Annotated in this window: 14 protein-coding genes; 7 read left to right on the plus strand and 7 right to left on the minus strand. The window is 67.6% G+C overall.

Annotated features, from left to right (window positions below):
• Nucleotides 1–128: 128 nt before the first annotated feature.
• Nucleotides 129–1,487 (minus strand): NAD-dependent succinate-semialdehyde dehydrogenase, encoded by a 1,359-nt coding sequence (locus AB0O71_RS14735; protein WP_363746507.1) that lies wholly within the window; start codon nt 1,485–1,487, stop codon nt 129–131.
• A 265-nt stretch (nt 1,488–1,752) separates the two neighbouring features.
• Between AB0O71_RS14735 and AB0O71_RS14740 the strand changes: the two genes are divergently transcribed.
• The 3 genes from AB0O71_RS14740 to AB0O71_RS14750 all read left to right on the plus strand — a co-directional run bounded on the left by AB0O71_RS14740 (nt 1,753) and on the right by AB0O71_RS14750 (nt 5,105).
• The gene (locus AB0O71_RS14740) at nt 1,753–3,273 is read left to right on the plus strand and encodes an APC family permease (RefSeq protein WP_363746509.1); all 1,521 of its coding nucleotides are present in this window, start codon (nt 1,753–1,755) and stop codon (nt 3,271–3,273) included.
• Between the two features lie 81 nt (nt 3,274–3,354).
• A complete protein-coding gene (locus AB0O71_RS14745; protein WP_363746511.1) occupies nt 3,355–3,789 on the plus strand; it encodes a hypothetical protein in 435 nt (144 codons plus the stop codon).
• Nucleotides 3,741–5,105, plus strand: a complete 1,365-nt coding sequence (locus tag AB0O71_RS14750) for an NAD(P)/FAD-dependent oxidoreductase (protein ID WP_363746513.1) — start codon at nt 3,741–3,743, stop codon at nt 5,103–5,105. The genes AB0O71_RS14745 and AB0O71_RS14750 overlap by 49 nt, the downstream gene beginning before the upstream one ends.
• Before the next feature lie 40 nt (nt 5,106–5,145).
• Here AB0O71_RS14750 and AB0O71_RS14755 read toward each other — a convergent pair whose 3' ends face one another.
• Together AB0O71_RS14755 and AB0O71_RS14760 are read right to left on the minus strand one after the other, a co-directional pair.
• On the minus strand, nt 5,146–6,369 hold the full coding sequence (locus tag AB0O71_RS14755) for an MFS transporter (RefSeq protein ID WP_363746515.1): 1,224 nt from the start codon (nt 6,367–6,369) through the stop codon (nt 5,146–5,148).
• 226 nt (nt 6,370–6,595) lie between these two features.
• The gene (locus tag AB0O71_RS14760) at nt 6,596–8,209 is read right to left on the minus strand and encodes a DEAD/DEAH box helicase (RefSeq protein ID WP_363746517.1); all 1,614 of its coding nucleotides are present in this window, start codon (nt 8,207–8,209) and stop codon (nt 6,596–6,598) included.
• A gap of 341 nt (nt 8,210–8,550) precedes the next feature.
• Here AB0O71_RS14760 and AB0O71_RS14765 point away from each other — a divergent pair, with 341 nt between their 5' ends.
• The 3 genes from AB0O71_RS14765 (at nt 8,551) to AB0O71_RS14775 (ending at nt 14,918) form a co-directional block, all read left to right on the plus strand.
• Nucleotides 8,551–9,852, plus strand: coding sequence for an AAA family ATPase (locus AB0O71_RS14765; protein WP_363746519.1), 1,302 nt, complete (start codon nt 8,551–8,553; stop codon nt 9,850–9,852).
• A gap of 126 nt (nt 9,853–9,978) precedes the next feature.
• Nucleotides 9,979–13,662, plus strand: coding sequence for a TM0106 family RecB-like putative nuclease (locus AB0O71_RS14770; protein ID WP_363746521.1), 3,684 nt, complete (start codon nt 9,979–9,981; stop codon nt 13,660–13,662).
• Complete coding sequence (locus AB0O71_RS14775; protein ID WP_363746523.1) at nt 13,656–14,918, plus strand: aminotransferase class I/II-fold pyridoxal phosphate-dependent enzyme; 1,263 nt, start codon at nt 13,656–13,658, stop codon at nt 14,916–14,918. Before AB0O71_RS14770 ends, AB0O71_RS14775 begins: the two co-directional genes overlap by 7 nt.
• A 149-nt stretch (nt 14,919–15,067) precedes the next feature.
• On the opposite strand, the gene AB0O71_RS14780 is transcribed toward AB0O71_RS14775, so the two are convergent.
• Together AB0O71_RS14780 and ald are read right to left on the minus strand one after the other, a co-directional pair.
• Complete coding sequence (locus tag AB0O71_RS14780; RefSeq protein WP_363746525.1) at nt 15,068–15,526, minus strand: hypothetical protein; 459 nt, start codon at nt 15,524–15,526, stop codon at nt 15,068–15,070.
• A 66-nt stretch (nt 15,527–15,592) separates the two neighbouring features.
• Complete coding sequence (ald, locus tag AB0O71_RS14785; RefSeq protein WP_363746527.1) at nt 15,593–16,717, minus strand: alanine dehydrogenase; 1,125 nt, start codon at nt 16,715–16,717, stop codon at nt 15,593–15,595.
• A gap of 187 nt (nt 16,718–16,904) precedes the next feature.
• Between ald and AB0O71_RS14790 the strand changes: the two genes are divergently transcribed.
• The gene (locus tag AB0O71_RS14790; protein ID WP_363746533.1) at nt 16,905–17,396 is read left to right on the plus strand and encodes an Lrp/AsnC family transcriptional regulator; all 492 of its coding nucleotides are present in this window, start codon (nt 16,905–16,907) and stop codon (nt 17,394–17,396) included.
• Nucleotides 17,397–17,409: 13 nt separating this feature from the next.
• On the opposite strand, the gene AB0O71_RS14795 is transcribed toward AB0O71_RS14790, so the two are convergent.
• The gene (locus AB0O71_RS14795) at nt 17,410–19,140 is read right to left on the minus strand and encodes a sodium:proton antiporter (RefSeq protein WP_363746529.1); all 1,731 of its coding nucleotides are present in this window, start codon (nt 19,138–19,140) and stop codon (nt 17,410–17,412) included.
• Nucleotides 19,141–19,183: 43 nt separating this feature from the next.
• A complete protein-coding gene (locus AB0O71_RS14800) occupies nt 19,184–19,948 on the minus strand; it encodes a winged helix DNA-binding domain-containing protein (RefSeq protein WP_363746531.1) in 765 nt (254 codons plus the stop codon).
• Between the last annotated feature and the right edge of the window lie 70 nt (nt 19,949–20,018).

Here is a 20,018-nt window from a genome sequence, read left to right on the forward strand (position 1 = left end):
ACCGCGCCTTTAACGACGCAGATTCCTCCGAAAACGACACGGTGGTCGCAACCTCCCGAAACTCGGGGTGTTGCGACCACCGTTAGAACCCGCCTCAGGATCCCGGGGCCTCAGTTCGAACGTACGACTTACTTCGCGGCGAAGCGGAAGAGCTTCTTATTCGCGAACTCGAGCATACCCACCTTGCCGAGCTCGCGACCGTAACCCGACTTCTTCACGCCACCGAAGGGCACATCCGCACCCTCGAGGCCGGCGCCGCCGATGAAGACCATGCCAACGTCGAGCTGGTTGCCCACCTGCTCGGCGCGCTCAAGATCATCGCAGATGATGACGGAACCGAGGCCGTACGGCGAGGAGTTGGCGAGATCGATCGCCTCCTGGTCGCTCGACACCTTGTACAGCTGCGCGACCGGGCCGAACAGCTCCTGGCTGTACACGTCCATCGTCGGCGTGATGTTGGTGAGGATCGACGGGGTGTACAGGTTGCCATCGGGCGTGTTGTCGCCGACGAGCACCTCTGCACCCTGCTCGATCGCGCCCTGCACCTGAGAGGTGAGCGTCTTCGTCGCGCCCGCCGATGAGAGCGGGCCGAAGTCGCCCGCCTCGTAGGACTGGCCGGCGATCGCGGCCTTGTACTTCTCTGCGAACTCGTCGAAGAGCGAATCGATGACGACGATGCGCTTGGAGCCGTTGCAGGCCTGGCCGGTGTTCTCCATGCGCCCGCCCACGGCGTGCTCGACCGCGTGGTCGAGATCGTCGGTGTCGAGCACCAGGAAGACGTCGGAGCCGCCCAACTCGAGCACGCACTTCTTCAGCGCGCGCCCGGCCTGCTCGGCCACGATCGCGCCCGCGCGCTCCGAGCCGGTCAGCGAGACGCCCTGAATGCGGTCATCGGCGATGATGTCTTCGATCTGGTCGTGCGTCGCGAAGACATTGACGTAGGCGCCCTTGGGGAACCCGGCGTCGAGGAAGAGCTGCTCGAGCGCGAGTGCCGACTCCGGGCACTGCGCAGCGTGCTTCAGAATGACGGTATTGCCGAGAATGAGGTTCGGCACCGCGAAGCGGGCGACCTGGTAGTAGGGGTAGTTCCACGGCATGATGCCGAGGATCACGCCCGTGCCCTGGAAACGGAAGAAGCTCTTCAGGCCGTCTTCGACCTCGAGCTGCTCGTCGGCGAGCCACTTCTCGGCGTTGGCGGCGAACGCGGCGCTGATGGCGCCCGAGAACTCTGCCTCGCCGATCGACTGATCGAGGGGCTTGCCCATTTCGCGGTTGATGATCGCGCCGAGCTCGTCCTTGCGCTCCTCGAACAGCTCCGCTGCGCGATTGGCAAGGGCCGCGCGCTCGGCGACGGTGGTCTTGCGCGACCAGTTCTGGTACGTCTCCTGCGCCGACGCGAGCGAGGCTTCGATCTCCTCGGTAGTCGCGTCGGGGTACTCGGCGACTGTCTCGCCCGTAGCCGGATTGATGACGGCGAACGTGCTCATAGGTGACTCACTCCTTAGTGATCGTCGGTGTTGTGCACGCCCAGTCTCCCACACGGGCAGTGCGCAGCACTACCGCCTCGGGGGATCGATTCATGCGAATGTCCCGGGTATCGGCCGATGATTTCGGAGGTCGAACGGCGGACCAGCTGCGGAATCCGTTGTGTCGGTCGTGGGTGTTGCGATCCGGATCGACGGCTCTGCGACCTGCTCCCCACCTATAGGATGATCGCTGTCGCACCCCCGACCTCATAGAGGAGGATTCGCCTTGGCGAAACACACGCTCAGCAATGCCACCGACACCGGGCACATCCACGTCGGCAAAGGCTTGAACCAGAACGCGCTCGGTGTCGTCGGTTCGACGATCATCGGTCTCGCTTCGACCGCGCCGCTCTACTCGCTGGCTGCGACCCTCGGATACGTGATTCTCGCAGTCGGTGCGCAGGCGCCGCTGGTGTTCGTCGTGGCCTGCATTCCCATGGTCTTCGCCGCGTTCGCGTACCAGGAGCTCAATCGCGAGATGCCCGACTGCGGTACGACGTTCGTCTGGGGCGCCAAGGCGTTCGGGCCGATCACCGGTTGGATCGGCGGCTGGGCCGTCGCGGTCTCCGCGGTCATGGTGCTGGCCAACGTCGGCGAGATCACCGGGCAGTATTTCTGGCTGCTGCTCGGCAACGAGGAGTTCGCCGACAACCGCGTCATCGTCGTGGCGACGTCGGTCGTCTTCATGGCGCTCATGACCTTCATCAGCACCATCGGCGTCCAGATCGGCGAGAAGCTGCAGATGGTGCTCATGACCATCCAGATCGTCGCCATGCTGCTCTTCGGCGTGCTCGCCCTGGTGCACTCGCTCGACGGCAGCAACGCCGGATCCGTCGCCTTCGATTGGCAGTGGTTCAATCCGGGCGAGCTCACTTCGTGGTCGGGGTTCATGGAGGCGGTGCTGCTCGCGCTCTTCATCTACTGGGGCTGGGACACCTGCCTCGCGCTGAACGAGGAGACGAAGAACCCGCGCAAGACCCCGGGTCGGGCCGCGATCTCGACCATCGTCGTGCTCATCGTGCTCTACGTCGGCATCTCGGTCGCCGTCATGATGTTCGCCGGGTTCGGCGACACCGGCTTCGGCCTCACGAACGAGACCAACCTCGACGACGTCTTCACCGTGCTCGGCGGTGCGCTCTTCGGGCCGTGGGGCTGGTTCTTGCTGCTCGGCGTCATGCTTTCGGCCGCATCGTCGACTCAGACGACCATTCTGCCGACCGCCCGCGGCACCCTGTCGATGGCGGTGTACCGTGCGCTGCCGGCGAAGTTCGCCGAGCTGCACCCCAAGTTCAAGACCCCGTGGTTCTCGACCACGGTCATGGGCGCTGCTGCAATCGTGTACTACGTCGGCATGTCGATCCTCTCCGAAGACATGCTCGCCGACTCGCTCACCTCGATGGGGCTTGCAGTTGCGCTGTACTACGCCATCACCTCCTTCGCGTGCGCCTGGTACTTCCGCGACACGCTTCGCGACAGCGCGCGCAACCTGTGGATGCGCGGGATTCTGCCGATCCTAGGCGGGCTGATGCTGGCCTATGCGTTCGTGCAGTCGTGCATCGACATGATCAGCGTCGACTACAGCTACACCGTCATCTTCGGCATCGGAGGTGCGTTCGTGATCGGAGTCGGGGCGATCCTGCTCGGGTTCGTGCTGCTGGGCATCTGGTCGCTGCGTCCGGCAGCGAAACCGTACTTCCGTCGCGAGAGCCTGAACCGCGAGACTCCGATCCTCGTTCCCGACGAGTAGAGCGGAAACCGTTACGGCGCTGTCACGAAGCTGCGCGAAGCTCGTGACAGCGCCGTAACGCGCATGGCGTGGAATAAGACCATGGGTGAGCGGCTGCAGTGGAAGAAGGTCCTGTCGATCTGGATCGGCATGTACCCGGTCAACGTCGCGACATCGTGGGTCATCACGATGCTGCCGTGGTGGGGCGGCGTGTCGCTGCCCGCACGATCCGCCATCGTCGTGACCGTCGTGGCGCCGATCATGTGCCTCATCATGATGCCGGCGGTGACTCGTCTGCTCGCACCGTGGCTCCGACGCCGCGCCGTGCACGTGCAGCGGGAGCGGGAGCTGTGCGCGAAGCTCGACGCGCTTTCCGCAGCACTCCCGGTCGACGAACCCGCCCACTCGGCAGCGGCTCTCGGCTACGCTGAGATTGGCGCGCAGGGGTGGGGCGACCGGAGCCTCCGGGCGGGCCGCGGGAGGTCACGATGGAGCGATTCGATACGGTGGTCGTCGGAGCCGGAGTATCAGGCCTGACAACGGCGAGATTTCTCGCCCGAAACGGACACCGAGTGGTCGTGCTCGAAGCGCGGGACCGCGTCGGCGGGCGCACCTACAGCGAGCACGCAGACGGCGTGATCACGGATATCGGCGCTTCCTGGATCCATGGGATCGACGACAATGCGCTGTACAGCCTCACTCGAGCCTTCGACATGCACGCGATCGAGTTCACGGTCGGCAGCTATCAGCCTGACGGGCGGCCGATCGCCTCGTACGCGCCGGACGGGTCGCGCCTTGATGCCGATGCGGCAGCGCGGTTCGCCGATGATGTTCGCCGTGCAGACGTCGAGCTCGCCGAGAAGGTCGCGGCGGCACCCGAGGGATCCTCGTACGCCGACGCCATTGATCGCACGCTCGCCGACCTCGAGTGGGACGCCGAGCGGGCCGCACGGGTGCGCGAGTTTCTGCGACACCGCTCCGAGGAGCAGTACGGCGTCGCTGCCGAACGCCTCGACGCGCACGGACTCGACGACGATCAGGTCGACGGCGACGAGGTGGTGTTCCCGGGCGGCTACGATGCGCTCGCCCGCGGCCTCGCCGAGGAACTCGATATCCGGCTGAATCAGGTGGTGCATCGTGTCGCGTGGTCGAACGATGGGGTGACCGTCGCAACGGACGGTGGCGTGTTCACCGCCGATCGCGCCGTGGTGACCGTTCCCGTGGGCGTGCTCAAGTCTGACGACTTCGTGTTCGAGCCGCTGCTGCCGGAGCCGGTGGCGACGGCGCTCGCCGGCTTTGAGATGAACGACTTCGAAAAGGTGATACTCCGGTTTCCCGAGCGGTTCTGGGACGAGGGGGTGTACGCCATCCGGCGACAGGGACCCGCGGCGCTGTGGTGGCATTCCTGGTACGACCTCACCGAGCTGCACGGGGTACCGACCCTGCTCACCTTTGCCGCAGGGCCGAGCGCAGAGGCGACGCGAGAGTGGAGCGATGACGACATCACCGCCTCCGTGCTCGCTGCGCTCCGCGAGATCTACGGGGTCGCCGTGACAGACCCCGAAACCGTGCGGATCTCGCGTTGGCGCGACGATCCGTTCGCGCGCGGCTCGTACGCATTTATGACCGTTGGATCGCGTACCGAAGATCACGACGTGCTCGCGACCCCGATCGGCGGTGCCGCGGGCTCGCCCGGCGTGCTGCATCTGGCCGGCGAGGCCACGTGGACGGAGGATCCCGCCACCGTCACCGCCGCGCTCTACTCCGGGCGTCGCGCTGCTGAGCGCATCCTGAACCGGAAGCTAGACTTCACGGAGCTGGCTCCCGAGGCGCCGGCGTCGACGGCTTCGTAGTCGCGCGCGGAGCCTCTCGCGCGCGGAGCCTCTCCCGAGGTTAGGGGAGCGGGATGGCGAGCGTTCCGGTCTCGGGCGGGGGCTCGATCGAGCGACCCTTGAGATCGGGCATCCAGCGCAGGGTGGCGACGGCGATGATCGCGCACACCGCGAGCAAACCGGCCGATACGGCGATCGCGCCCTGCGCGCCTGCGATGTCGATCGCGACGCCTGCGAATGCCGATCCCGTGGCGACGCCGACAAGGGTGCCGGTGCCGATCCAGCCGTACGCTTCGGCGGTCTCCGAGAAGCGAACGGTCGCGCTGACGATGTTCGACACCGCCGCGAAGGTCGGTGCAGTGCCGAGCCCGCCGATGAAGAGCACGGCGCAGAGCCACCAGATGTTCAGGCTGAACAGGCAAGCGGCGGTGCCCGCGAGCACGAGCAGAATGCGGAGCGCCGGAGACCAGGGACGCATCTCGCGGTGACCGATGAGCAGACCGCCGACGAGTGAGCCCCCGGCGAAGACCGCGAGCACGATGCCCGATTCGATGCTGCCGTGGCCGCCGTTGGGGCCGACGAAGGCTGCGACGATCCCCGCCTCGATGGCCGCGAACGACGCGACGAAGAAGAAGCTGATGATGGTGCCGATGACAACCGTCGGGTGGCGCAGCACGGCGCCGAGGCTGCGCTTCGACGGCAGCAGCTTCACCTGCCCGAGCGCGGGGCTCGAGATGAACCACGCACCCCCGAGCAGCATGAAGGCTGCGGCGACGCACAGACCGGCCGCGGTGCTGAACTGCGAGGTGACGAAGACGGCGACGACGGGGCCGATGACCCAGATGATCTCTTGCGCCGCGGCGTCGAGCGAGAAGAGGGCCTGCAGCTGCTTGCCGGGTACGAGCTTCGGATACATGGTGCGCACCGCCGGGGTGATCGGCGGCGTGGTGAGTCCCACCAGCAATGCGATGCCGGTGACGATCGGCAGCGGAAGATGCACGATAGCGATCACCACGAGCAGCACCGAGCACGCGATCGACGTGACGGTCAGCACAGGCCGCATGCCCAACTTGCCCATGAGGCGGCTGCTCAGCGGACCAGATACCGCCTGGCCGACGCTCTGCGAAGCGAGCACGATGCCGGCCGATGTGTAATCGCCATAGGCGAGCTGAATATGGAGCAGCACGATGATCGACAGCATCCCGAACGGAAAGCGCGCCATGAGCTGCGATCCGAGAACGCGGAAAACGCCGGGGTTGCCCCCCAGATCACGATACAAGCCCATCAGACGAGTATACGCGTGGTATCGACGATATTCGAGCGATCAAGCCACTGATTCACGCGTCGATCGCGTGAAGAGCGCGCGAATCCGAGGTGGCGAACAGCTCGTCCCTTCGCATCAACCGAACAGGAGCGGATCCGGCCGACGCCTCTCGGAGACAGCAGAAATGCCGGGCAGAGCGTCACATGGACTGCTCAACCCGGCATTGCCGCATCAGGTGCCTGAGGGCTCAGCGGCTGGTGCTGCTCGTCGAGTAGACGGTGCCACCCGAGCTCTGCGCGCGGCGACCCGAACGGCGGCGCCCGCCGTCGGATCCTGCGCCTGCGCCCTGGCCGCGCGACTGCCCGCGCTCACCCTGCTGGCCTTGTCCACCCTGGCTGGCCTGGCCACCGCGGCGCTGACCGCCGCCGCCCTGGCCGCCAGCGCCCTGGCCCGAAGACCGGCGCTGCTGGCCGTCGCCCGACTGACCCTGAGCGGCGCCCGCCGATCCTGCACTGCGACCGCGGCCGCCGCGCGAGCGCTTGCGCTTCGCGTTCGCACCCGTGCTCGATCCTTCGCCGGCCGGGTTGTGACCGGCGGCGCGCTGCTGAGCCGTCTGCGCCGCTGCGCGCTTGCGCTCGGTCTCGCGGGGGTCGACGCGGGGCGCGATCTCGCCGATGAGCGAGAGCACCTCGGGATCGATGTTGGCCGCATTCGGGTTCACGGTGCGGGGAGTGACGCGAATCTTCGCCGCGCGCATGATCTGACGCATCTCGCCGCGCTGCTCCGGCAGCACCAGCGTGACGACATCGCCCTCGTTGCCTGCGCGGGCCGTACGACCCGAGCGGTGCAGGTACGCCTTGTGCTCGACGGGCGGGTCGATGTGCACGACGAGATCGACGCCGTCGACGTGCACGCCGCGCGCTGCGACGTCGGTCGCCACGAGAACCCGGGCTTCGCCGCTCACGAACTCGGCGAGGTTGCGGTCGCGCGCGTTCTGCGACAGGTTTCCCTGCAGTTCGACCGCGGGGATGCCGGCGGTGGTGAGCTGCTTCGCGAGCTTCTTGGCCTGATGCTTCATCCGGGTGAAGAAGATGCGGCGAGCGGTGCCCGACGCCAGCGCTTCGATGAGCGCATCCTTCTGATCCTTGCCCGCGACCTCGAAGACGTGGTGCGTGAGCTGCGGAACCGGTGACTCGGCGGAATCGACGGAGTGCCGGATCGGGTCGTGGAGGTACTTCTTCACCACGTTGTCCACGCCGTTGTCGAGGGTCGCGCTGAAGAGGAGACGCTGTCCCTGCTTCGGCGTCGCGTTCAGAATGCGCGTGACGACGGGCAGGAAGCCCATGTCGGCCATGTGGTCGGCCTCGTCGAGCACCGTGATCTCAACCGAGCTGAGATCGACGAGACGCTGCTTCATGAGGTCGTCGAGGCGACCCGGTGCGGCGACGACGATGTCGATGCCGCCTTCGAGGGCGACTTCCTGGCGGCGCTGCGGCACGCCGCCGAAGATGGTCGTGACCTTGACGCCCATCGGGTCGGCGAGCATCTTCAGCGTCTCGGCGATCTGGGTGACGAGCTCGCGGGTCGGGGCGAGCACGATCGCGCGCGGGCGACTCGGGCGGCGCTTCTTGGCCGCATCCTCGGCGAGGTTCGCCACCAGGGGGATGCCGAATGCGATCGTCTTGCCCGAGCCGGTGCGGCCGCGGCCGAGCACGTCGCGCCCGGCGAGCGTGTCGGGAAGCGTGTCGCGCTGGATCGGGAAGGGTGCGTCCTTGCCGTTCTTGGCGAGGGCGTCTGCAATGGGTGCGGGAACCCCGAGATCCAGGAAGGAAGGCGTTGGGGTGGTGGTCTGTTCGGTCACGGGGACCTTTCATGCACAAGCGCGAGCCGTCGTCGTACCTCGAGCGCATGGCTCTGGCAGGCGTAACGCGCGGCGTCGCGGCTAAGTCGGCGAGTGCGCGGTTGCGCATCCGTTCGCCGCAGAGAGTCCGAGGTCTGGCGGGTCGAGGTCTCGACCGCCGCCTGCTGAGAATCAGCGACGCACGAGCCGGCTCGGCCGACTCGCAACGACCAGCTTAGCGGGTCCGGCTGAGAGCTGCGCAGCAACGGCGTTTTCTCCGCCGCGAAATTTCCGCCGATCTTTCGTGCGTTTTGTGACCGGAGGAGTGTCGGTGGCGGCGCTTATTCTGCCAGCATGTGGCCATGGGACGGATCACGATACGCGAATTCCACGACGACGACCTCGATGCGGTCGTCCGCTTGTGGTGGGAGGCGCACTCCACGTCGGAGCAGCCGGTGTACTCGCTCGCAGAGGTCACCGCCTCATGCCGCGAAGACCATGCGGTGGTCGCGGTCCGCGACGATCACGTGGTGGCGGCCGCGGTCGGTCGGGCGGCCCACGCGCAGGGCTGGATCGTGTTCTTCGGGGTCGACGAAGACGCGCGCAGCGACAACACCTCTGGTGCGCTGCTCGACGCGCTCGAACGGAAGATGGCGCCGCTCGGGCTCGGCACGCTTTCGGTGCTGACGCCGGAGAGCAGTCGTATCGACCTGCTCACCTCGAACGGATTCCAGTTGCAGCACAACCTGCGCTACTTGGAGCGGCAGATGCCCGTGCAGCGACGCGAGCTCGAGTTGTTGAAGGATCTGGGCGGTCGGATCCTGCCCCGCCACCTGTGGGAGCAGGTCGCCGGGATGCGGCACGAGAAGCAGCTGCTCGAGGAACGCCTCGTGGCGCCGCTCGCACAGCCCGATCTCGCCGACCGATACGGTGTGGTGCCGCCGCACGCGGTGATGCTGTTCGGGCCGCCTGGTACCGGCAAGACAACGTTCGCGAAGGCCGTGGCATCGCGGCTCGACTGGCCGTTCATCGAGGTCTTCCCGTCGCGTCTCGGGGACGGCGTCACGAGTATGGCCTCCTCACTCCGGGCCGTCTTCGAGCAGATCGCCGAGCTGGAGCACGGCGTCGTGTTCATCGACGAGGTCGAGGAGATCGCATCCCAGCGCAGCGACCCGCCCACGCCGACGCAGGGCGTGACCAATGAGTTGCTCAAGGTCGTGGCTGATTTCCGCGATCGCGAGGGCATGCTGCTGGTGTGCGCGACGAACTTCGTTCGCGCGCTCGACGCCGCGTTTCTCAGGCACGGCCGGTTCGACTACGTGCTGCCCATCGGCCTGCCCGACGCCGAGGCGCGAGAGGCGATCTGGCGCCGCTACGTTCCGACGAGCGTCTCCCCGTCGATCGACTTCGCTCAGCTCGTTCGGGTGAGCGACGGGCTCACCCCGGCCGATATCGAGTACGCTGCGAGGCGCGCATCGCAGGACGCGCTCGCGCGAGTGCTCAGGGGCGGTGAGGACGCGGCTGTTTCGGATGCGTCCGCGAGTTCGTCGACGCATCTCTCGACCGACGATTACACCGCCGCGCTCTCCGTGACGCGCGCCACCGTCTCGGCCGAGCAGCAGGAGGCCTTTCTCAAGGATATCGAGGCGCTCGCGCGCCTGTAGCCGGCGTTGTGCGGCAGCGCAGCGCTGCGCGGCACTCGATGTCGGACGCAGGCGGTAGCGTCGGGGGCAGCCGCCGCGCAGGCCATCGAGCCAGCATCGATCGCGGCGTCGACGAAGGGATCGAGTATGTTCGTGCAGGATCGGCCGGGCGGTGCCGGGCACCGCGTCGTCACCAGTGCGAGTGACCTCACCGCGGCGAGCCACTGCGAGTTCGCCTTTCTGCGTCGGCTCGATGCGAAACTCGGTCGCGATGTGGTGGTGCCGCCCGATGACGATCCGATGCTGCAGCGCGCTGCGCGGCTCGGCGATGCGCACGAAGAGCGCGTGCTGGCGAGCTACATCGACCGGCTCGGCGCGGGTGTCGGCGGCTCTGCCGGGGGAGTGGTCTCAGTGCCGCGACCCGAATCGATGACGGCGAGCCACCTCGGAGCGGTCGCATACGAGACGGTGCAGGCGCTCGTGGGTGGCGCCGAGGTTGTCTTCCAGGCGACGTTCTTCGACCCGGAGCAGCGCGCGGCGCACGGTGATGGGCCCGAGATCGGGTTCGTCGGGTTCGCCGACTTCCTGCGCCGACTTCCCGACGGCCGGTACGAGGTGCAAGACACGAAGCTCGCGCGCCGAGCCAAAGTGACGGCGCTCATGCAGCTCGCGGCCTACGCCGAGCAGCTCGAGCGCATCGGCGTGCCGGTGGCTGATACGGCGGTGCTCATCTTGGGAGACGGCGCCGAATCGCGTCACCGCATCTCCGACATCGCGCCGGTGTTTCGCGCACGTCGGGCTCGCATGCACGCCCTGCTCACCGCACGGTTCAGCGCAGCTGGCCGAGACGGCGATCGCTCGCACGCCGAGCCGATCGCCTGGGGCGCGTCGGGCATCGTCGCCTGCGGGCGATGCGAGGTCTGCACCCCCGAAGTGGAGCGCACCCGCGACCCGCTGCTCATCGCCGGCATCCGCTCCACGCAACGAGACGCGCTCGTCGCCGCGGGGCTCGACACCGTCGACCGCGTCGCGGAGACACTCGATGCGGTGCGCTCCGAGACCGTGCAGGTGCCGGGCGTCGCTGGTCCCGTGCTGCTCCGGCTCGCGGAGCAGGCGCAGCTGCAGGTGCGGGCACTGGCTGCCGGCGAAGGATCCGCGCCGCCGTTTCTCGTCACGCAGTCGGGCGCGCTCGCGGCGATCCCCGAGCCGAACCCCGGCGACCTCTTCTTCGATTTCGAGGGCGACCCGTTGTTTCGAGCTCCCGGACCCGACGACACCGCGCACTGGGGCATCGACTATCTCTTCGGAATGGTCGACGCTGACGAACGTTTCACCGCCATCTGGGCGCACGATCTCATGGCAGAGCGACGCTCCCTCGAAGAGTTCCTCGCACGCGTAGCTGAGCGCAGGCAGCGGTACCCCGGCATGAAGATCTACCATTACGCCGCGTACGAGCGCACGCACCTCGCCTCCATCGCCGCCCGCCACGGCGTTGGAGAAGCGGAGGTCGACGCGCTGCTCCGCGAGCACGTGCTCGTCGACCTGTATCCGATCGTGCGCGCGGCACTTCGCGTCGGCACGCGATCGTACTCGATCAAAAAGCTCGAACCGCTCTACATGGGCGACGAACTGCGCGACGAAGCGGGCGTGACGAGCGGCGCGCAGTCGGTGACCGAGTACGCCGAGGCGAGCGCTCAACTCAGCTCCGAAGACCCGGCGATCCGCTCCGAGGGCCAGCGGCGTATGGACGCGATCGGCGACTACAACCGTTACGACTGCGTCTCGACGCTGCGGCTGCGCGACTGGCTGCTGCGGCTCGCCGAGGAGCACGGCGTCGCGCCGTATGTTCCTGAGCCTGCGTTGTCCGAGAGCGGGCCGCATCTCGAACTGAGCCGCATCGGCGCCGAACTCGCCGAACACGCCACTGCGTTCGCCGAGCACGATCGGCCGGCCGACCGAGCCGCAGCCGCCCTCGCAGCGAGTGCCATCGACTATCACGAGCGCGAGCAGAAATCGTTCTGGTGGGCCCACTTCGCCCGAATGGTCGATCCCATCGAAGACTGGGCGGATACGCGCGACGTGCTCGTCGTGGATCCGAGTTCGAGCCGTGTCGAGGCGGACTGGCATGTGCCGCCGCGAGCTCGCGCCGAGCGGCGGCACATGCGCCTCGCCGGGGAAGCCGCCCCTGGATCGCGTTTTCGGGAGAACGGCGACGCGTTCGCCCTGTACGCGCACCCATCGCCCTTCCCGCAGTACGGCGCAGCGCCGGGCTCCCGCGGCGCGAGGCAGGTGAGCATCCTCGAAGCTCGCGACGACGGCGCGACGGTGCAGGAGACCCTGCCGGGGAAGGTCGAGCACTATGCAGTCCTCCCGGTGGCGCTGACGCCCGGGCCGCCGCCGCGTGCTGGCGCCCAGAAGAGCGCGATCGAAGAGTGGGGTGCCGTTCTCGCCCGGTCGCTGGATCGCGGATCGTTTCCCGCCGATCCGGCGGTCGACCTGCTCCGCAGAGTACCGCCGCGTCTCAGCGGGGGATCGGAGCTCGTCTCGCCCGGCTCCGGGCAGGCGCTCGAGGCAGCGGGTGGCGATGTCGACGCGCGCCGAATCGGAGCCGTCATCGCCTCCCTGCTGCAGCTCGATCGATCAGCGCTCGCCGTGCAGGGTCCGCCGGGAACGGGAAAGACCTATCTCGCCGCCCGCGTCATCCGGCAGTTGGTCGAGCGACATCAGTGGACCATCGGCGTCGTCGCCCAGTCGCATCGGGTCGTCGAGAACGTACTCACGGGCGTCGTGCGAGCCGGACTGGCCCCGGCCTTGGTCGGGAAGGCCGCCCAGCGAGGGGCGGACCCCGCAGATGTCGCCGCAGCGCCCTACACGGTGCTGCGCAGCGGTGGGCAGGCCTCATTTCTCGTGGGGCATCGACGCGCCGAGCGCGGCGCTGTCATCGGAGGCACGGCATGGGACTTCAGCAACGCTGAACGAGTGGCGCGGCATGAGCTCGACCTGCTCGTCGTCGACGAGGCCGGCCAGTTCTCGCTGGCCCCGACGATCGCCGCTTCGGTCGCCGCTCGCCGCGTGCTGCTGCTCGGAGACCCGCAGCAGCTGCCCCAGGTCTCGCAAGGGTCGCACCCCGAGCCGGTTGACACCTCGGCGCTGGGGTGGCTGCTCGGCGAGCACGAGACGATCCCCGAGCACCTCGGCTACTTCCTCGCAGAGACCAGGCGCATGAGACCCGAGCTCGCGACGGTGGTCTCCGAGCTGGCATACGAGGGGCGCTTGCACGCGCATCCGAGCGCTTCGGAGCGCGAGGTGATCGGCGCGGGCGCACCCGGTCTGCACTGGCACGCGGTGCAGCACAGCGGCAATTCGACGCACTCCGAAGCGGAGGCGCAACGGGTCGTCGAAGTCGTTCGTCGCTCGCTGCAGGGAACGCTGCGCACCGTCGGCGACGTCGATCGAGCATTGACTCCGGCCGATCTGATCGTGGTCGCGCCGTACAACGCACAGGTCGAGTGCGTCTCGCGCGAGCTGCACCGTGCAGGCTTCGGCGAGGTCCGGGTCGGCACCGTCGATAAGTTCCAGGGCCAGGAGGCGGTGATTGCCATCGTGACGCTCGCCGCGTCGAGCGCCGCCGATGTACCGCGCGGCCTCGAGTTCCTGCTGATGAGAAATCGGCTGAACGTGGCCATCAGTCGTGCGCAGTGGGCGGCCCACCTGATCTCCTCCGACCGGCTCGGCGATGGCCTGCCGACGAGCGCCGAGGGCGTCGCTGCGCTCTCCGGCTATCTGCGCCTTGTGGAACGAGCCCACCCCGCTAACGTGGAGTCATGGTGAATCCTGGAGGACCCCTCAAGACGCCGCCGTCCACGCCGTTGCCGCCGCGGTCAGGATCCGAAGCCGGAGAGCAGACAGCACCGCGGCCCGTCGCGGTGCAACCCGGGGTCTCGCGCAGGTCAAGCATTCCCGCGTTCGAAGTCATGCGGATCACCGACGAAATCGCACGACGCCGAGCGGGCGGCCACGATGTCGTTTCGCTCTGTGCCGGTGAACCGAGCGCGCGAGCCGTTCCGGGCACGCTGAAGCCCGCGGGGTACACGGGCCCCCTCGGCACCGCGCCACTCCGCGAAGCCGTCGCCGGGCACTACCGGGAGTGGTACGACGTCGAGGTCGATCCCGCGACCGTCGCAATCACCACCGGTTCATCGGGAGCCTTCCAACTCGCCTTCCTCGCGGCCTTCGACCCCGGAGACCGGGTCGCCCTCGCGAGCCCGGGGTATCCGGCGTACCGCAACATTCTCACCGCGCTCGGCGTGCATGTCGTCGAGATTCCCACCGGGCCGGAGAGTCGCTACCAGCCGACACCCGCGCTGCTCGACGCGGCAGTCGCGGAGCACGGCGACCTCGCGGGGCTCGTGATCGCGTCCCCCGCCAATCCGACAGGCACCATGCTCGACCGCGCGGCGCTTACGGCACTGGTCGCCTGGTGCTCACTGCGCGGCGTGCGTCTCGTGAGCGACGAGATCTATCACGGCATCACATTCGCGGGCGACAGGGCGGACCATCGCGGCGTAACCGTTCGCGAGCTCGATGCCGAGGCGATCGTCGTCAACTCGTTCTCGAAGTACTGGGGCATGACGGGGTGGCGTCTCGGGTGGGCGATCCTTCCGGATGCGCTCGTCGGCCCCTTTGAAGCACTCGCCTCGAACTTCGCCCTCTCACCGCCGGCCCCGGCGCAGGAACTCGCGCTCTCCGCCTTCTCGCCCGAGACGTATGCCGAGCGAGACGCCATTGTGGCGGGGTTCGCCCGGGCACGCCAGCTGATTCTCGACGCTGAAAGCTCGCTCGGCTGGGGCGTGGCCGCGCCCTCGGACGGCGCGTTCTACTACTACTCCGAGCTCGGGCCGCAGCTGGACCGCTTCACGGACTCGGTCGACTACGCACGGCGCCTGCTTGCGGACGCCGACGTCGCGGTCGTACCGGGCGTCGACTTCGACCCCGTAGACGGGTCGCGAGCTGTGCGCCTCTCCTACGCGGCCGGAGAAGCCGCCGTAGCTGAGGCGCTCGACCGCATCATCCGATTCCAGGGCTAACGCTAGAGCGGTTGCCGGCAGCACCGGGCCGTATGCCCGGATCTGCGAGCGGGGTCACTCTTCGTGCGTGTTGCTCCACCGACACCCACGAAAAGTGACCCCGCTCCCAGGAGGGCGGAACCCTAGCCCGCTCCCAGCAGGGCGGAGCCCTACCCGTCGATGCGGATCGGAGTGCCTGCGGCGATTCCGATGCGGCGCTGCAGGGCCTCGTCGACGGCGGGCGCGTCGAGATCCGCGATCCCGAGCGACTGCACGACAGCTCGCGAGTCGCCGCCGAGCGCGAGTACGACCGTGCGCACCGATTCGGCGAGCGGGCCCTCGAGCGTCGCAACGGCGCGGGCGAGCGCCGAGCGCACGGCCTTGCCGAGAGCCACAGCGTCGGGGTGCTCGTCGCGCAGCGGTACCTCGGCGCGCGCATAGGTGACGCCATCGCCGGTCACGACCTCCCCGACAACGAGCGCCCCATCGCAGCGCACCGACGCCACGAGTTCGCCGCTGGTGGAGCCGGGCGCCACGGTCGTGAAGGGGAGCGGAATGCCTGAAGGGGCGCCCCCGTCATCGTGATGATGATCGGGAGACGCCCCTCCGAATGAGAACTTCAAATCCATGAGTTCCAGGGTACGCGCTTCGCGGAGCCGTTCAGCACCGTGAAGCCGCGACAGCCACCGTGAACCTTAGACGTTGGCAGCCAGCACCTCGTCGATGCTCGAGTACGCGAGCTCCGGGAACGCGTCAGCGACGCCCTTGAAGGTCAACACGCCGTCGTGGGCGTTGAGGCCCTTGGCGAGCGACTCGTCCGACTGGAGCGCCGCGACCCAGCCCTTGTCGGCGAGTGCGACGACGTAGGGGAGCGTGGCATTGGTGAGCGCAGCGGTCGAGGTTTCGGGCACGGCGCCCGGCATGTTCGCCACGCAGTAGTAGATCGAGTTGTGCACCGGGAAGGTGGGATCGTCGTGCGTCGTGGGGCGCGAGTTCTCGAAGCAGCCTCCCTGGTCGATGGCGATGTCGACGAGCACGGAGCCCGGCTTCATCTGCGCGACCATCTCGTCGGTGACGAGCTTCGGCGCCTTCTCGCCCGGGATCAGCACGGAGCCGATGACGAGATCGGCGTCCTTGAGCGATTCGGTGATGTTGTGCGCGTTCGAGGTGCGGGTCTGGATGCGACCACCGAACTCGTCTTCGAGCTGCTTGAGGCGGGGGATCGAGATGTCGATGATCGTCACTTCGGCGCCCATTCCGAACGCGATGCGAGCGGCCTGCTCGCCGGCAGCGCCGCCGCCGATGACGACGACCTTGCCGCGTCGTGTCGCGGTCACGCCACCGAGCAGCACTCCGCGCCCGCCGTTGGCCTTCATCAGGGAGTAGGCGCCGACCTGAGCCGAGAGCCGACCGGCGACCTCAGACATCGGAGCGAGCAGGGGCAGAGCGCGGCCCGCCTGAACGGTCTCGTACGCGATGGCCGTGGTGCCCGACTCGAGCACCTTCTCGGTCAGCGTCTTGTCGGCGGCGAGGTGCAGGTACGTGAAGAGCACCTGACCCTTGCGCAGCTTGTCGTACTCTGCGGCGATGGGCTCCTTGACCTTGAGGATCATGTCGGACTTTGCCCACACATCCTCAGCGCCTTCGACGATCTGGGCGCCGGCGGCGGCGTACTCGTCGTCGGTGATGGCCGATCCGATGCCGGCTCCGGCCTGCACGAGCACCTCGTGCCCGCGGCGGGTGAGCTCGACGACGCCGGCCTGCGTGATCGCGACGCGGTTCTCGTTGTTCTTGATTTCGGTGGGAATACCGACGCGCATGAGATGCTCCAATGGAATCTGCGGTGTACTGGTGCGATGCCGACTCGCGGAGCCGCCGCGAACGGCGCGATCCATTGCGGTCGAACCACTACAGTGTGCAGTATATTCGTTAGAGTTGCAGTTGCTCTGAATACTCTGCGGAATTCTCTGCAGAAGTAACCAGGATATGAGCGAGGGTGAGTGGGGAATGGTCGAGAGTTCGAAGATTCTGCGCGAGGCGGCAGAACTCGACGACGTGGATCGCAAGATCGTCGAAGAGCTGCAGGCGAACGGCCGCATCACCAATGCAGAGCTGGCCGAGCGCGTCGGTGTGGCCGCATCGACCTGCATCGCGCGCGTGCGCAATCTCGTGGCCCGCAAGATCATCACGGGGTTCACCGCGTCGGTCGATCCCCGTGCGATCGGCCTCGACCTTGAAGTGCTCGTGAGTGTGACCGTGCGATCGGGCGCCCGCCAGCGCATCACCGAACTCGGCGAAGAGCTCCGCGGCCTGCCCGAGGTGATGCAGCTGTTCTTCCTGGGCGGCGTCGAAGACTTCATCATCCATCTCGCCGTGCGCGACTCCGACCACGTGCGCGACTTCGTGGTCGAGCACCTCTCCGCGCACCCGGCGATCTCGTCGACCCGCACGAGCATCGTGTTCAGTCACCATCAGAACCCGGTGCGCATGCAGGGCTGAGACGCCGCCCGCTTCAGTGCGCCGACGGGGGAGTCACTCTCGTTTCCTGCGCGTCGAGCGCAAGCTCGGCAGCTCGGAGCGCCTGCGAGCTGTACCGCCCGATTGCCCGCTCCTCGAGCAGGGCGTCGCGCTGAGCGTCGAGCACCGTGCGGGCGAGTCGCCGGTAGCAAGCGGTCTGCGACTCCTGGGCCTGGGCCTGCACCGCGCCGGTGCTGGTGAGCGGGAAGGTGAGTGGGGCGAGGGTGCTCCTCGCGGTCGAGCGAACCCGCCTCACCACGTCGTCGTCTGGCAAGATCCTCCCGTCCGCGCCGTCCGCATCGATTTCGATCTCGTCGGCGAGCGCCGTGTTCCCTGCTTCGAGAAGATCCCGTCCGAGTGACTGCATCTCGGCGGTGCGCGAGCCGTTCGCGCCCTCGGGCCAGAGCTTTGCGATGAACAACGGCAGCGTCAGGCCGTGCAGCAACAGGGTCACCACGGCGACGGCGAAGGCGATGAGAATGATCTGCGGGCGATAGGGCACGTCGGTCGAGATTGACTGGGCCGCCGCGAGGGTGACGACGCCGCGCATCCCGCTCCACGACAGCAGCACGCCGTCTCGCCAGCCGAGCTGCTGCTCTTGCTCGTGGGCGAGATCCGCGCGAGATCGTTGTTCGAGGAGTTCGAGCTTGCGCAGTCGGCGCTCGGTGGTGTCGGCCCGCCTGGCGCGCGTCAGGATGCGCGAGAAGCCGTCGCTCCGCTGCTGATAGCGCCCCTTGTCGCCGCGCATCGTCCAGATGAGCGGAATCATGAAGAGCCCGCGAAGCAGAATGAGGATCGCGACGAGGCCGAGTGCTACGAGCGCGATGTGCTCGAGCTGCAGCTCCGTCTCATTGACTTCATCGAGCAGGGTGTGCAGTTGCAGACCCATGACGAGGAAGACGCCGTTCTCAAGCCCGAACTGCACTGTGCGCCAGTTGAGGCGCTCGTTCATGCGCGCGGTCGCGGAGAACCGTTTCGCGGCGTGATGGCCGGTGTAGAGGCCGGTGACCACCACGGCCAGCACGCCCGAAGCTCCGAGCGCCTCCGCGGGCATGAATGCGACGAAGGGAACGACGAACGAGATGATCGTGTCGTATACCGGGTTGTGGAGCTTGGATCGCACCCACACCGTGATCACGCCGATGATGAGTCCGATGGCGATGGCGGCTGCCGCCGAGAACGCGAATGAGCCCGCCGCATCCCAGAACACGAAACTTCCGGCCACGGCCGCAAGCGCGGTCTTGAGAAGCACGAGCGAGGTTGCATCGTTCACGAGGCTTTCGCCCTCCAGAATCGACACCAGTCGCTCGGGCATGCCGAGGCGCTTGCCGATGGACGTCGCGGCGACGGCATCCGTCGGGCTGATGACCGCGCCCAGGGCCACGGCGGCGGGGAGCGGAATGGCGGGTACCAGCCAGTGGAGCGCGAAGCCGATCGCGACCGCCGAGATGATGACGAGCAGCACCGACAATCCGATGACCGGTCGCAGGTTCCTGCGGAAGTCGATGAGCGGCACGTTCACTGCCGCTGAGTAGAGCAGCGGAGGCAGCACCCCGATGAGGATGATCTCGGGATCGATTTCGACCGGCGGAATGAACGGCAGGTACCCGGCGCCGATGCCGACGACGACGAGCAAGAGGGGTGCCGCAACGCCGATTCTGCTGCCCAGAATCGAGGTTCCGACGAGCACGACCACTGCGGCGACTGCGATGAGGCCGATTTCCATGGACTGATTCTACCGACGGGGAGCCCGTGGCCCGCCCGGAGGACTACCCGGTGATCGTGATGCTCCCGGCGTCCACTCCGTGAAAATCGGCCCACGTGCGATTGAGCGGTTCGAGCGCCGCCGCATCAATCGCCGTGTCGGGGAAGGGCGCGATCTCGAGCCCTCCGGCTTTCGTGCGGCGGCGCTTCCACGTGCCCGCAACCCTTCCGTGGTTGACCACCGTGGAGAGGAACATGCCGTTGCGGCCGGGAACGATGCGATCGAAGTGCTGCTGATCGAGCTGAGCCGAGCGGTCGGTGTAGCCGAGCAGGTGCTCATCGAATGCTGCGAGCAACCGCCACTCCGGCAACGGTGCTTCCCGGGCCGCGGATTCGAGCAGTTCGGGATCGACCCAGAGTGTGCCCGCGGCTCCCCGAACGGGGTCACCAGCCGCGTCGCGCGCGAGCGTCTGGACCAGCGCCCCTGAATCGAACGCTGCGGTGATTCCGCTGCGGGCCTCCGTCACGGTGAGGCCCGTCCACCACGCGAGGTCCTTCACACGGAACGGCCCGCGCGCTCGCGCATATCGCGTCGCCAATTCTCGAAGCGCTGACTCTCCTGAGAGTGCACGGGGCTGCTCGATCCAGTTCTCCGTACGCACGAGCAGCGGCTCACCCGCCCGGCCGATGGGCCCGAACGTGGCGAGCCCGTTCTGGCAGATCCACCAGATCACGTGATAGCGCCAGTTGTTCTGCCAGTCGATGCCCGCCTCGGTCCATGCGCGGGCGAGGCCATCTCGATCGAGGGCGGGTTCTAACGGTGGTCGCAACACCCCGAGTTTCGGGAGGTTGCGACCACCGTGTCGTTTTCGGAGGAATCTGCGTCGTTAAAGGCGCGGT

This window comes from Leucobacter sp. NPDC077196 (assembly GCF_040687075.1).
In the GTDB taxonomy this organism is placed as follows: Bacteria; Actinomycetota; Actinomycetes; order Actinomycetales; family Microbacteriaceae; genus Leucobacter.